Source organism: Microlunatus sp. M237 (genome assembly GCF_056896895.1).
Genome location: NZ_JBXHBL010000006.1, coordinates 23,707 through 36,960, shown reverse-complemented (window position 1 = coordinate 36,960; position 13,254 = coordinate 23,707). Strand labels below are relative to the sequence as shown.

The window sequence follows — 13,254 nt, the reverse complement described above, 5'->3', positions numbered from 1 at the left end:
GCTCCGCGAGGAAGGTCAGCTCGGGGTGAGCAGCGCGTCGACGAAGACCTCGGCGTCGAACGGGGCCAAGTCGTCGACACCCTCGCCGAGTCCGATCAGCTTCACCGGTACGCCCAGCTCGCGCTGCACCTGCACCACGATGCCGCCCTTGGCCGATCCGTCGAGCTTGGTCAGCACGATGCCGGTCACCGACACCACCTCGGCGAAGATCCGGGCCTGGGTGAGGCCGTTCTGACCGGTGGTGGCGTCCAGCACCAGCAGCACCTCGGTGACCGGGGCCTTGCGCTCGATCACCCGTTTCACCTTGCCGAGCTCGTCCATCAGACCGGTCTTGGTGTGCAGCCGACCGGCGGTGTCGATCAGCACCACGTCGACCTCACCCTCGATGCCGTGCTGGACGGCCTCGAACGCCACGCTGGCGGGGTCAGCCCCCTCGGCACCGCGCACCGTGGGGACGCCGACCCGGGAACCCCACGTCTCGAGCTGGTCGGCGGCCGCGGCCCGGAAGGTGTCCGCAGCACCCAGCAGCACGTCCTTGTCCTCGGCCACCAGCACCCGGGCGAGCTTGCCCACCGTGGTGGTCTTGCCGGTGCCGTTCACGCCGACCACCATGACGACGGCGGGTGTCTCGGACCGTTCGGTGGCGAGGCTGCGGTCGAGGTTCGGGTTCACCAAGGCCACCAGCTCCTCGCGCAGGATGGCGCGGGCGCTCTCGGAGTCGGCCACCCCGTCCACCCGCAGCCGCGACCGAAGCGCCGTCACCAGCTCGGTGGTCGGTCCGACTCCCAGGTCGGACATCAACAACGTGTCCTCGAAGTCCTCCCAGGTCTCCTCGTCGATCCGGTCGCGCGACAGCAGGGCCAGCAGGCCGCGGCTCAGCGCGTTGTCGGAGCCGGAGAGACGCCGGCGCAGCCGGGCGAGCCGACTCTGCACCGGCTCGGGGGTCTCGACCACCGGGGCGGCCGGCTCCAGCTCGACCTCGGGCAGCGGGCGATCGGTCTCCGGCGCCTCGCGCAGGTCGACCCCGCCGCCAGTGCTGGGCTCGGTGTCCTCCGCCGGTGCGGAGGTGCGAGGTTGGTCGCCGGTCAGCTCGGAGGGACGCCGTCCGGCCCGCAGCGCGTTGCGCCGGCGGGTCGTGACGAGACCGACTCCGGTGCCCACCAGGAGCAGCAGGATGATCCCACCGATGATCAGGTACAGAGTTGTTGGATCCACCGCCTCATCCTAGGGCGGCGCCCGCGCTCTGCGTTCCTCGCGCCCGCAGGCGCGCCAGCCCGAGACCCCCGCCGAGAGGGCAGCGGCTCAACCGGGGATGCCGGCTCAGGGCGGGTGCCGGTCCGCGGGTGCGCAGGTCACCTGGTGCTCAGGTCAGCGGGTGCGCAGGTCAGCGGGTGCGCAGGTCAGCGGGTGCGCAGGTCACCTGGTGCAGGTCAGCGGGTGCGCAGGCGTGAGCGTAGGTGCACCAGCACGTGCCGCTCGATCAGCCGGACGAAGCGGGCCGGTGGCTCCGCGTCGCCGTTGAGATGCCGGGCGGCCCGGGCGAACCGGTCGGTGAGCTGCGGCACGCGGGAACGGCCGCGCCCCTCGATACCGAGGACCACCACACCGGCCACACCGGCGGCAACGGTCAAGATCACGAACATGGACAACACGATGGACGTCACGGGACGGCCTTTCAGACAGTCAGGACAGATCGGGGAAGGAACTGTCAGACCCACTCAGTGAGCGGGCTGGGCGAGGGCAACGGCCCTCGCCCCTATTCTGGCATCGGCCTGCCGCCAGGGGCGCCGGACACGGACGGCGCCACGCGGACCCGTTTGGTCACGATCTCGTCACCGCGCCGGGCTCATTCCCCGGATCACCCGAGCTCAGCCCGGATGACCCGCCTCAGCCCGGATGACCCAGCCTCAGGCGACGGACTCGCGCAGTCGTTGGCTGATCACCGCGGACACGCCGTCGCCGCGCATGGTCACGCCGTACAGGGCGTCGGCGACCTCCATGGTCCGCTTCTGGTGGGTGATGACCAGCAGCTGGCTGTTGGCGCGCAGCTCCTCGTAGATCTCCAGCAGCCGGCCCAGGTTGGTGTCGTCCAGCGCCGCCTCCACCTCGTCGAGGATGTAGAACGGGCTCGGCCGGGCGATGAACAGCGAGACCAGGAACGCGACGGCGATCAACGACCGCTCGCCGCCGGACAGCAGCGACAACCGCTTGACCTTCTTGCCGGGAGGACGGGCCTCGACGTCGACGCCGGTGGTCAGCCAGTTGCCGGGCTCGGTCAGGATCAGCCGCCCCTCCCCGCCGGGGAACAGCCGGGCGAACACCCGCACGAACGCCTTCTCCACGTCGGCGTACGCCTCGGCGAACACCTGCTCGACCCGGTTGTCGACCTCCTCGATGATGTCCATCAGGTCCTTGCGGGTCTTGCGCAGGTCCTCCAGCTGCTCGGACAGGAACCGGTGCCGCTCCTCCATGGCGTCGAACTCCTCCAACGCCAGCGGATTGACCCGGCCCAGCACCCCCAACGCCCGCTCGGCGGTCCGCAACCGCTTCTGCTGCTGCTCCCGGACGTACGCGACCGGCTCGGGCTGCTCGTCGTCCTCGGTGAGAGCGGTCCCGTCGGGTCGGGTCAGCACCGGGACGGGCCGGTCAGGTCCGTACTCGGTGACCAGCACCTCGGCGTCCATCCCGAGGTCGGCCATCGCCCTCTCGACCAGGGTCTGCACCCGCATCCGCTGCTCAGCCCGTGCCATCTCGTCCTTGTGGGAGGCGTCAACGAGCTTCTCGAAGTCGGCGGTGAGCGTACGCACTGTGCGCCGGGCCTCCGCCAGCGCTGCGTCGGCCTCGGCCCGGGCGGCCTCCGCAGCGGTGCGATCCACCGCCGCCCGGGCGATCGACCGCTCCACCTGCGCAGCCAGGTACGCCCCGGCGGTCAGCACCGCCGCCGCCGTCTCGGCCTCGCGCTGCATCCGCTCGCGTCGCGCCTGCGCCTTGGCCCGGGCCTGCCGCTCGTTCTCGGCAGCGCGGCGCAGCGAGTCGGAGCGACCAGCCAGTGCCCGGACCCGCTCCTCGACGGTCCGCAACGCCAGCCGGGCGTCCATCTCGGCCGCCCGCGCCAGCCGGGCCTGCTCCGCGAGCTCGTCCCGCACCCGGGGGTCGGGCTCCACCTCTTCGGTGGTCTCGCTGGCGGCCACCAGCCGCTGCTCCAGCTCGGCCAGCCCGGAGACATCGCGGTCCCGGGCCTGCTCGGCGTTCACGATGGCCTGGGTCAGCCGGTCGGCCTCGCCATGCGCGGACTTGGCCGTCGAGCTGAGCTGGCCGAGCTCCTCGGCGACCGCGGCCATCGCGGCATCCGACTCGTGCAACCGGGCCAGCGTCACCTCGACCGCCGCGACGGCGTCGCGGTGCTGGTCATTCAGCTCACTCTGGGCGAACCGCAGCCGCTCGCAGGTGTGGTTGGCGGCGGCCAGCTTGGCCTCAGCCTCGTCGATCGCGGCCTGCACCTCGATCAGGCTCGGTTGGGCCGACGACCCACCCGCGGCGACGTAACGACCGAGTACGTCACCGTCACGGGTGACCGCAACCAGCGCCGGGTCCGCCGCGACCAGCGAACGCGCCGCCGGCAGATCGGCGACCACCGCCACCAGGCGGAGCACCCGACGGACCGCCGGGGTGAGCTCCGGCGCGCAGCTCACCACGTCGACCGCGTAGCGGGCGCCGTCAGGCAGGGTGGGCCAGGAGTCGCTGTCCTCGGCCGGCTCCGAGCCGCCGAGCAGCAGCCCGGCCCGGCCCAGGTCCTCGGCCTTCAGATGGTCGAAGGCGCTCACCGCGGCGTCCAGCCCGGTGACCGCGACGGCGTCGGCGACGGCGCCGAACGCGGCGGCGATGGCAGTCTCGAAGCCGTTCTCGACGCCGACCAGCGCGGCGACCGAGCCCAGCAGGCCGTCCACGGTGTCCGTGGCGGCCAGCAGCGCGCCGGCGGCGTCCTTGCGGTTCAGGCCGACCTGCAGCGCCTCGACCCGCGCGGCGAGGCCGGCGCGTTCCTGCGCCGCAGCCAGCTCCTGCCGGCGCAGCTCGGCGAGCTGGGCCTCGAGCTCGTCCAGCCGCTCCTGGGCGGCCTCGTGCTCGGCGTCCAGGCCGAGCTCGCCGTCGTCGAGCCCGGCCACCTTGGTCTCCAGGGCGGTGAAGGCACGGGTGGCCACCGCGGCCCGCTCGACGGCCTGCTGCTGGGCGACGCTCAGCCGGCCGATCTCAGCCTCGGCGGCCTCGGCCCGGCTGCGCAACGAGTTGACCTGGCCGGTCAGCCGGGCCAGCCCTTCGCGCCGGTCGGCGGCCGCCCGCAGGACCGCGGCCAGCCGGGATTCCTCGGCGCGGTGGGCATCCTCGGCCCGGGTCCGAGCGGTCGTCGCCTCCCGCAGGGCATCGGCCTTGGCTGCGACCTCGCGGGCCAGCTCCTGCTCCTGCGCGGCGGCGCTGGCGGCTTCGCGCTCCAGCTCCTCGGGATTGCGGCCCTGACGGACCTCGCCCGGGTCATTCGCGGCGTTGCGGACCCGCTCGCGGGCGATCGAGGAGGTGGTGGCGACCCGTTCCCGCAGGGCGGCGAGGGCATACCAGGTCTCCTGTGCGGCCGTCAGCCGCGGTACGCCTTGGCGTACGGTCTCCTCCGCTTCGATCTCGGCCTGGCGCGCTGCTTCGAGTGCGCGTTCCAGCTCCGCCCGGCGCTGGCGCATCGCCTGCTCGTCGGCGAGCTCTGTCTCCAGCGCCAGCGTCGCCTGCACCAGGTCGTCGGCCAGCAGCCGGGCCCGGGAGTCACGGACCTCGGCCTGGATCACCGCGGCCTTGCGGGCCACCTCGGCCTGCCGGCCGAGTGGCTTGAGCTGGCGCCGGATCTCGGCGATCAGGTCCGACAGGCGGTTGAGGTTGACCTCGCAGGCTTCCAGCTTGCGCAGCGCCTTCTCCTTGCGCTTACGGTGCTTCAGGACGCCGGCGGCCTCCTCGATGAAGCCGCGTCGGCCTTCCGGCGTGGCCTGCAGGATGGAGTCGAGCTGGCCCTGGCCGACGATGACGTGCATCTCGCGGCCGATGCCGGAGTCGCTGAGCAGGTCCTGCACGTCCAGCAGCCGGGCGCTGGAGCCGTTGATCGCGTACTCGGAACCGCCGTTGCGGAACATGGTCCGCGAGATGGTCACCTCGGCGTATTCGATCGGCAGCGCGCCGTCGGAGTTGTCGATGGTGAGCACGACCTCGGCGCGGCCCAGTGGTGCGCGGCCGGAGGTCCCGGCGAAGATGACGTCCTCCATCTTGCCGCCGCGCAGGGACTTGGCGCCCTGCTCCCCCATCACCCAGCTGAGCGCGTCGACCACGTTGGACTTGCCGGAGCCGTTCGGTCCGACGACGCAGGTGATCCCCGGCTCGAAGTTCAAGGTGGTGGCCGAGGCGAAGGACTTGAAACCGCGCAACGTCAAGCTCTTGAGGTACACCGCAAGCCTTTCATCGGGGTCGGCCTCTCATCAGGTCTGCCTGGCCACGAGGCAGTGTCACTCTAACCGAATCGCGGCGGCGTACCGGCCGCCTCAGGCGGCTCCCGCCCGCGTGTCCTCGGGCTCGCTGAGCCCGACCGGGCGCCGGACCGCGGAGAAGGTCCACAGCTTGTTCAGCACGAACGAGACCGGGGTCACCACGATGACGGTGATGAGCTGGGCCCAGTACAGGCGGGTCCGGAACCCCGTGGAGTTGTCGAAGAAGGTCGGCGACAGCGAGACCACAGAGCCTGGGTGCATCAACGCGGTCAGGATGGCCAGGCCGATCGCCTGGCCCAGCAGACCGACGGTGAGGAAGGGGAAGTACTCGCGGAACCAGCCGGAGTGGCCGGCACTCTTGAACGTCCAGAGCCGGTTGAGCTGGAAGTTCCAGACGTTGGCCACCAAGAACGCAATGGTGGAGTAGACGTGATACCAGCGGACGTTGAACTCGGTCAGCGGCAGATTCCAGAACACCGTCTGGTCGCCGGGGCCGAGCTTTGCGGCGATGATCAGCGCGATCAGGTTGACCAGCACCCCGGACCCGCCGACGAGGCCGAACCTGAACAGCAGGAGCCAGTTCTGCCCATGGCGGACGAACAAGAAGTGGCGTAGTCGTTGCACGATCGCCAGAGCCTACCGTGTCGAACCTGTGGGAACCCAGAACAGCAGCTTGCGCTCGATCCGCTGCTCGAGCACACCGCCGGCGCCTTCGATGATCCGCCGGGACGGCTCGTTGTCGTGGTCGCAGGTCACCAGCACCGGGTCCAGCCCCAGCCGGCCAGCCACCGGCAGGCTCGCCCGGAACGCGCCGGTGGCGTGGCCACGTCCCCGAGCCGATGGCCGGGTCCAGTAGCCGATGTGGCCACCATGGGTCCGCAGCGACGGGGTGAGCGCGTGCCGGATGGAGACCCGGGCGAGGAACTCATCGCCGTCGACCCACCACAAGGTGGTGCCGGGCACCATCTGCGGCGGGCGATGCGCCGCCGGGTCGGCGTCGGCGAGCAGCCGGTCCACGTAGGCCGCGAACCGCTCGGGCCGCTCCAGCGCGTCGAGGCCGCCGGTGAACAGATACGGCTGGGTCGAGTCCTCGCGCATGGCCGCGACGAAGGAGACCCGGTACGCGACGTCGGGGGTGACCAGCTCAGGCATGCAGCCAGCGTAGAACCCTCCAGCACCGGCGGGCGGCTCGGACACCCCGCCCGAGCAGGCAGTCGTCCGGCTCAGTACCGCGCGTGCCGGGGCACCCGCTGACAGCGAGGACAGCGGAAGGAGGAGCGGTTCATGAAGGGCTCGCGGCGCACCGGGGTCCCGCAGCGGGGACAGGGCAGACCTTCTTGCCCGTAGACCGCCAGCGAGCGGTCGAAGTAGCCGCTGGCGCCGTTGACGTTGACGTAGAGCGAGTCGAAGGACGTCCCACCGACCTCGAGGGCTTCGCGCATCACGGCGGTGACGGCGCCGACGAGCTCCACCGCAGCCTTGCGCGGCAAGGTGTCGGTGGCGCGGGCGTAGTGCAGCCGGGCGCGCCACAGGGCCTCGTCGGCGTAGATGTTGCCGATGCCAGAGATCAGTTGCTGGTCCAGCAGGGCCCGCTTCACGCCGGTCCGCTTACGGCGCAGCCGCCGCACCACCGTGTCCAGGTCGAACGACTCCTCGAACGGGTCCGGGGCGATGTGCGCGATCTCGGCCGGCAGCTCGGCACCCCCCTCGGCCAGCGACAGCCCGCCGAACATGCGTTGGTCGACGAAGCGCAGCTGCGGGTCGCCATCGTCGAGGAGAAACCGGACCCGGGTGTTGGGGGCGTCGGGCTGGTCGGCGGCGTCGAACCGGAACTGGCCGCTCATCCCGAGGTGGGCCAGCATGGCGTCGCCGTCGGTGAACGGCAGCCACAGGTATTTGCCGCGTCGTCGGGGTTCGGCGAACCTACGTCCGGTCAACGCGGCGGCGAAGTCGTCGGCCCCGGCGAGGTGGCGGCGTACCGGGCGGGGGTGCAGCACCTGCACCGCAACGATCCGGCGGCCGGTCAGGCCGTCGGCGAGGCCGCGGCGGACCGACTCGACCTCGGGCAGCTCAGGCACGGGCCACGAGCGACATCGGCGACGACACCTCAGCCGGGAAGGCTGTCGTTCATCACCTTCAGCGCGGCGAACGCGAGGGCGGCGGCGTTCTGCTCCGCCTCCTTCTTGTTCCGGCCGGCGCCCGGGCCGAAGCTGCGGCCGGCGATGACGACCATCGCCTGGAAGGTCTTGGCGTGGTCGGGACCGGACTCGGTCACCTCATAGACGGGCACGCCGAGGTTCTTCAGCGACGCGATCTCCTGCAGCGAGGTCTTCCAGTCCAGCCCGGCGCCACGGGTGGCGACGTCGGCCATCAACGGGTCGAACAGGTGGTGCACGAACACCCGGGCGGCGTCGATGCCGTGCTCGAGGAACACGGCGCCGATGACGGCCTCCATGGTGTCGGCCAGGATCGATGACTTGTCCCGGCCGCCGGTCGTCTCCTCACCTCGACCGAGGTGGATGACGGCGCCGAGGTCGAGGTCGCGGGCGACGTCGGCCAGCGCGCGCGAGTTCACGACAGCAGCGCGGAGCTTGGCCAGCTGCCCTTCGGACAGATCCGGGTAGGTGACGAACAGGTGCTCGGTGACCACCAGGCCGAGGACGGAGTCGCCGAGGAACTCCAGCCGCTCGTTGGTGGGTAGACCACCCTGCTCGTACGCCCACGACCGGTGCGTGAGAGCGCGCTCGAGCAGCTCGGGGGCCACACTCAACCCGAGCTGCGCGAGCAGTTCTCCAGCGGGGAGGCGAGTCATATCGACCGCCGCTGACTCGATCAGGACGCGAGGACCTGACGACGACCCGCGCGAGGGCCGTACTGGCCACAAGACGGGCAAGCGGTGTGCGGCAAGTGCTTCTCCCGGCACGCGGGGTTGGCGCAGGTGACCAACGCGGGCACCGTGGCCTTCCACTGCGAACGACGGTGTCGCGTGTTGCTGCGTGACATCTTCCTCTTCGGAACGGCCACGATGTTCTCCTTACCTTGCTCCAGCGTTCACTGGAGATGGTCTATGTCTATCCCTGGGCGGATTCTTGAGCGTCTGACCCGTCGGTCCCACCGAGACCAGCCAACTTCTCCCACCGGGGATCGATCGGCTCATCATGACTGTGGGCCGGGTCGTCGTTGAGGTTGGCGCCGCACGCGACACACAGCCCCCGACAGTCCGGCCGACACAACGGTTGGAACGGCAGGTCGAGCACCACACCGTCACGCAGCGCCGGCTCGAGGTCGATGAGATCGCCCTCCATCCGGCCGAGGTCGTCTTCTTCAGCCTCGCTGCCGGGATAGACGAACAGCTCCTGAACGTCGATCTCCATCTCATCGGAGATCTCCGTCAGGCACCGTACGCACTCGCCCTGCAGCGCCACCTCGACGACTCCGGTGACCAGCACTCCTTCGACTACCGCCTCGAGCCGAAGGTCGAGGTCGATCGCCGATCCGGGTGGTACCCCGATCACGGCGATGCCGAGGTCCGCCGGGGCTTCGACGGTGGCGCGGAACTGCTTCATCATGCCCGCGCGACGACCCAGGTCGTGGGCGTCGAGGACCAGTCCCGATCGGGGGTCCAGCGAGCGATGGGCCGAACTCATCGCACATCCTTCCAAGCCAAAGCGGTCCGACGTTGCCGGGACCGACTGATCACCTTACCGGTGGCACGAGGTTCGGCCAAACCGGTGCGCTCGAACTCAGACCGCCGAGACGGCGGCCGCCGGGCTGTCCTCGCCGTCCAGGGCGCTGCGCTCGGCGAGCCGGGCACGCGCGGTCCGGACCTGGCTCGACGTCTTGTGCAGAACGGACTCGAAGCTGGCCATCCGGGAGTCGATGAAGGTATCGGTCTCGCGCCGCAGGGCAGTCGCCTCCAGCTCCGCTTCGGCGGTGATCTTCGCGGCCTGCTCTTCGGCCACCCGCACGATCTCGCTGTGCCGGGCCAGCTCGGCGGCGTGCTCGCGTGCCTCCGAGACGATCCGCGCGGCTTCCGCCTCTCCCGCGGCGATCTTCGCCGCGGACGAGTCGATGACGCTCTGGGCGTCGGCGATCTCATCGGGCAAGTGCTCGATCACGCCGTCGAGGGCTTCCAGCACCTCACCCCGGTTGATCACGCACGATGCCGACATCGGCATTGCGCGCGCGTTCACGATCAGCTCGCGCAGTTCGGCGAGCTTGTCTTCTGCAGTCTGACGGTCTGCCATGGCTCCTTCGATTCCGACCTGGGAGGCGGGATTCCCCTGTCCCCGCTCCATCAGGCCTAGCCTATGCAATGTAGCCGATGGGTCCTCGAGTCCACGATCGCGCGAGAGCCGGCCGGGCCCCGACCCGGCGGTCGTTGGGGGTGTCGATCAGGTCAGCGGCCGGCGTCGCGGCGCAGGCTGACGCGCTAGCGGTGGCCGCGGCGCAGGCTGACCCGCTCAGCTGTGGCCGCGGCGCAGGCTGACGCGCGCAGCGGTGGCTGCGGCGACGGCAGGCGGCAGGAAGGCCGTCACGTCCCCGCCCAGGGAGGCCACCTCACGCACCAGCGACGACGAGACGAAGGCCCACTGCGGGGCGGTGGGCAGATAGACGGTGTCGACCTCGGCCAGATGGCGGTTCATCTGCGCCATCCGCAGCTCGTAGTCAAAGTCGGCACCCGAGCGCAGTCCCTTGACCACGACGTCGGCCGCCTCGGCCCGGCAGAAGTCGACCAGCAGACCGCTCATCAGGCCGACCCGGACGCCGGGCCACGGGGCGCACGCCTGCTGCAACATGGCGACCCGCTCGTCGGGGGTGAACAGGGCGTTCTTGCTGACGTTGCTGCCGACGGCGACCACCACCTCGTCGAACATCGTCGCGGCCCGCGCGATGATGTCGAGATGTCCGAAGGTGACGGGGTCGAAAGACCCGGGGCAGACGGCGCGGCGCATGCCGAGACGCTACCGCAGCACCTCAGCGGGCCAGGAAGACCAGCCGCGTCTCGCCATAGTCGCGGGACCACACCTCGGCGAACGCCCCGGAGCCGGTGAGCTCAGGCGTACGCCTGGAGCGCTCCACCACGACCAGCCCGTCCTCGGCGACCCAGCCGTTGGCCAGCAACGACGCCAGCAGCTCCTCCAGTCGCGGGCTGTCCAGGTCATAGGGCGGATCGGCGAAGACCACGTCGTATGCCACGGCGGTCGGCCCTGCCACCAGCTGTTCCACCTTGGCGGTCCGGATCTGCGCCGCGATCTCGAGGCTGGCGGCGTTGCGGCTGGTGACGGCGGCGGTCCGCCGGTCGGCCTCCACCAGCAGCACCGGTTCCGCGCCCCGGCTCGCCGCCTCCAGCCCGACGGCGCCGGACCCGGCGTAGAGGTCGCAGAACGCCAGTCCGGCCAAGGTGGCGTCGGGGGAACGGGCCGCGGTGCCGAGCCAGGAGGCGAGCGCGGCGAACAGCGCCTCGCGGACCCGGTCGGTGGTCGGCCGGGTCCGGTCGCCGCTGGGCATGGTGAGCCGGCGACCGCCGCGAGAGCCGGCGATGATCCGGCTCATGTCCGCTCCAGCCAGTCGCCGGCCGCCAGCAGCTCGAGCTGGGCCACCGCGTCGGCCAGCCCTGGTGTCGACAGGCTCGGGTCGTCGGCGACACACTGCTCGGCGAGCCCACGGGCCTGATGGATGACCTCGGCGTCGTCGAGCACCCGCAGCAGCCGCAGGCTGGAGCGGCGGCCCGACTGACTGGCGCCCAGTACGTCGCCCTCGCGGCGCTGCTCCAGGTCGACGTCTGCCAATGCGAAGCCGTCCCGGGTCGCGGCCACCGCTGCCAGCCGCTCACGGGCCAGCGAGCCCTCCGGGGCCCGGCTCAGCAGCAGGCACACCCCGGGATGGCCGCCGCGGCCGATCCGGCCCCGGAGCTGGTGCAGCTGGGAGATGCCGAACCGGTCAGCGTCGCAGATCACCATCACCGAGGCGTTGGGGACGTCCACCCCGACCTCGATCACGGTGGTGGCGACCAGCACATCCGCCTGGGCCGCCGCGAACCGGCTCATCACCGCGTCCTTGTCGTCTCCGGGCAGCTGCCCGTGCAGCAGCTCGACCCGGAGGTCGGCCAGCGGCCCGCGTGCCAGCTCGGCGAACAGGTCCTCCGCGGCCACCGCCGGCTCCGGCGCCTCGGGACTGTCCAGGTCCTCATCGGCCAGCTCCACGGTGCGGGCACCCCGCGGCGGGTCGGCGCTGGAGATCCGGGCGCAGACCACGTACGCCTGCCGGCCGGCCGCGACCTCCTCACGGATCCGCTGCCAGGCGCGGTCGACCCAGCCGGGGTTGCGCGCCGCGTCGACCACCACGGTGCGAACGTCAGCCCGGCCGGCCGGCACCTCGCGCAGGGTGGAGACCTCCAGGTCCCCGAACACCGTCATCGCCACCGACCGGGGTATCGGCGTCGCGGTCATCACCAGTACGTGCGGCCGGGCGGCCGCCTTGGCGTTGAGCGCCGCGCGCTGCTCCACCCCGAACCGGTGCTGCTCGTCGACCACCACCAGGCCCAGCTCGGCGAAGGAGACGTCGGCGCCCAGCAGGGCGTGGGTGCCGATGACGATGCCCGCCTCGCCGGAAGCGGCGCGGAGCATGGCGACCCGCTTCTGTGCGGTGCTCATCGAGCCGGTGAGCAGCACCACCGAGGTCGCGTGCTCGGCCGCCCCGAGCGTGCCGCCCTCGGCCAGGTCGCCCAGCATCCGGGTGATGGTGGCGTAGTGCTGTCCGGCGAGCACCTCGGTGGGTGCCAACAGCACCGCCTGACCGCCGGCGTCGACGACGGTCAGCATCGCCCGCAGCGCCACCAGGGTCTTGCCGGACCCGACCTCACCCTGCAGCAGCCGCTGCATCGGCAGCGGCCGGGCCAGCTCACTGCTGATCTCCTCGCTCACCTCGACCTGACCGGCGGTCAGGGTGAACGGAAGCCGGGCGTCGAAGGCGTCCAGCAAGCCACCGGCGCGACGCGGTCGCGGCACCGCACCGTGGGCGGCGGCGTCGGCGCGGCGGGCGGCCATGGTCAGCTGCATCGCGAACGCCTCATCGAAGGTGAGCCGCTCACGGCCACGGTCCGCGGCCGCCCGGTCCTCGGGCCGGTGCAGGTCGTGGAAGGCAGTCGTCAGGTCGACCACCTCCGCCGCCCGGCGGATCGACTCCGGCAGCGGGTCCTCGAGGTCAGCGAGGAAGTCCAGGGCGAGGCCGGCGCACTGGGCGATCGTCCAGGTCCGCAGCTTGGCCGACGCGGGATAGAGCCCGACCAACGGCCGCTTCGTCACCTCGGCCATCACCTGGTTGCGCTGCGCGCCACCGACGATCGCCCCGTCGTCGTCGAGGATCACAAAGTCGGGGTGTGCCAGCTGGAGCTGGGAGTTGAACTCCTTCACCTTGCCGGCGAAGATGCCACGAGAGCCCTTCGTCAGCTGGCTCTGCCAGTACGTGATCATCCGCGGCTGGCCGAAGAAGGCCAGCGTCAGCACCCCGCGGTGGTCGGTGACCCGTGCCTCCAGCCGCGCCTTCCGGCCGTACCCGCCCTCCCCTGCTCGGGGCATGTTGTGCGCCCGGCACTCGAGCACCTCCGCCATCACCGCGACCTCCTCGCCCGGCTGCAGCGCGGACAGGTCGCTGAGCTCGGTGCCGGAGAAGTAGCGGCGGGGGACGTGGTGCATCAGGTCGCCGACGGTGAAGATCTTCATCGCGGCGAAATACT

Annotated in this window: 13 protein-coding genes; all 13 read right to left on the bottom strand. The window is 71.3% G+C overall.

Features of this window, described 5'->3' with window-relative positions; genetic code table 11:
* Positions 1 to 15: 15 nt before the first annotated feature.
* The gene (gene ftsY, locus AC1XX3_RS18960; protein ID WP_483322745.1) at positions 16 to 1,215 is read right to left on the bottom strand and encodes a signal recognition particle-docking protein FtsY; all 1,200 of its coding nucleotides are present in this window, start codon (positions 1,213 to 1,215) and stop codon (positions 16 to 18) included.
* A gap of 215 nt (positions 1,216 to 1,430) precedes the next feature.
* Positions 1,431 to 1,664 (bottom strand): hypothetical protein, encoded by a 234-nt coding sequence (locus AC1XX3_RS18955; RefSeq protein ID WP_483322744.1) that lies wholly within the window; start codon positions 1,662 to 1,664, stop codon positions 1,431 to 1,433.
* Positions 1,665 to 1,907: 243 nt separating this feature from the next.
* Positions 1,908 to 5,477, bottom strand: a complete 3,570-nt coding sequence (gene smc, locus AC1XX3_RS18950; protein ID WP_483322743.1) for a chromosome segregation protein SMC — start codon at positions 5,475 to 5,477, stop codon at positions 1,908 to 1,910.
* Between the two features lie 93 nt (positions 5,478 to 5,570).
* Positions 5,571 to 6,140, bottom strand: a complete 570-nt coding sequence (locus tag AC1XX3_RS18945; protein WP_483322742.1) for a GtrA family protein — start codon at positions 6,138 to 6,140, stop codon at positions 5,571 to 5,573.
* Between the two features lie 12 nt (positions 6,141 to 6,152).
* Positions 6,153 to 6,668 carry a GNAT family N-acetyltransferase gene (locus AC1XX3_RS18940; protein ID WP_483322741.1) on the bottom strand — a complete coding sequence of 172 codons (516 nt, stop codon included), beginning with the start codon at positions 6,666 to 6,668 and terminating at the stop codon, positions 6,153 to 6,155.
* Between the two features lie 71 nt (positions 6,669 to 6,739).
* Positions 6,740 to 7,594, bottom strand: a complete 855-nt coding sequence (mutM, locus tag AC1XX3_RS18935) for a bifunctional DNA-formamidopyrimidine glycosylase/DNA-(apurinic or apyrimidinic site) lyase (RefSeq protein ID WP_483322740.1) — start codon at positions 7,592 to 7,594, stop codon at positions 6,740 to 6,742.
* Between the two features lie 29 nt (positions 7,595 to 7,623).
* On the bottom strand, positions 7,624 to 8,328 hold the full coding sequence (gene rnc, locus AC1XX3_RS18930; protein WP_483322739.1) for a ribonuclease III: 705 nt from the start codon (positions 8,326 to 8,328) through the stop codon (positions 7,624 to 7,626).
* Positions 8,329 to 8,348: 20 nt separating this feature from the next.
* Positions 8,349 to 8,540 carry a 50S ribosomal protein L32 gene (gene rpmF / locus AC1XX3_RS18925; RefSeq protein WP_483322738.1) on the bottom strand — a complete coding sequence of 64 codons (192 nt, stop codon included), beginning with the start codon at positions 8,538 to 8,540 and terminating at the stop codon, positions 8,349 to 8,351.
* Between the two features lie 47 nt (positions 8,541 to 8,587).
* Positions 8,588 to 9,163 (bottom strand): YceD family protein, encoded by a 576-nt coding sequence (locus AC1XX3_RS18920; RefSeq protein ID WP_483322737.1) that lies wholly within the window; start codon positions 9,161 to 9,163, stop codon positions 8,588 to 8,590.
* A gap of 96 nt (positions 9,164 to 9,259) precedes the next feature.
* The gene (locus AC1XX3_RS18915; protein ID WP_483322736.1) at positions 9,260 to 9,763 is read right to left on the bottom strand and encodes a hypothetical protein; all 504 of its coding nucleotides are present in this window, start codon (positions 9,761 to 9,763) and stop codon (positions 9,260 to 9,262) included.
* Between the two features lie 216 nt (positions 9,764 to 9,979).
* Positions 9,980 to 10,471 (bottom strand): pantetheine-phosphate adenylyltransferase, encoded by a 492-nt coding sequence (gene coaD / locus AC1XX3_RS18910; RefSeq protein ID WP_483322735.1) that lies wholly within the window; start codon positions 10,469 to 10,471, stop codon positions 9,980 to 9,982.
* Positions 10,472 to 10,493: 22 nt separating this feature from the next.
* Positions 10,494 to 11,072, bottom strand: coding sequence for a 16S rRNA (guanine(966)-N(2))-methyltransferase RsmD (gene rsmD, locus AC1XX3_RS18905; protein WP_483322734.1), 579 nt, complete (start codon positions 11,070 to 11,072; stop codon positions 10,494 to 10,496).
* Positions 11,069 to 13,240 carry an ATP-dependent DNA helicase RecG gene (locus AC1XX3_RS18900; protein WP_483322777.1) on the bottom strand — a complete coding sequence of 724 codons (2,172 nt, stop codon included), beginning with the start codon at positions 13,238 to 13,240 and terminating at the stop codon, positions 11,069 to 11,071. Before AC1XX3_RS18900 ends, rsmD begins: the two co-directional genes overlap by 4 nt.
* Between the last annotated feature and the right edge of the window lie 14 nt (positions 13,241 to 13,254).

Excerpts from the sequence above, each read along its gene's own strand:
- AC1XX3_RS18900 (WP_483322777.1), bottom strand. The coding sequence starts at position 13,240 with ATGAAGATCTTCACCGTCGGCGACCTGATGCACCACGTCCCCCGCCGC.
- coaD (WP_483322735.1), bottom strand. The coding sequence starts at position 10,471 with ATGCGCCGCGCCGTCTGCCCCGGGTCTTTCGACCCCGTCACCTTCGGA.
- rsmD (WP_483322734.1), bottom strand. The coding sequence starts at position 11,072 with ATGAGCCGGATCATCGCCGGCTCTCGCGGCGGTCGCCGGCTCACCATG.
- AC1XX3_RS18940 (WP_483322741.1), bottom strand. The coding sequence starts at position 6,668 with ATGCCTGAGCTGGTCACCCCCGACGTCGCGTACCGGGTCTCCTTCGTC.
- rnc (WP_483322739.1), bottom strand. The coding sequence starts at position 8,328 with ATGACTCGCCTCCCCGCTGGAGAACTGCTCGCGCAGCTCGGGTTGAGT.
- AC1XX3_RS18920 (WP_483322737.1), bottom strand. The coding sequence starts at position 9,163 with ATGAGTTCGGCCCATCGCTCGCTGGACCCCCGATCGGGACTGGTCCTC.
- AC1XX3_RS18915 (WP_483322736.1), bottom strand. The coding sequence starts at position 9,763 with ATGGCAGACCGTCAGACTGCAGAAGACAAGCTCGCCGAACTGCGCGAG.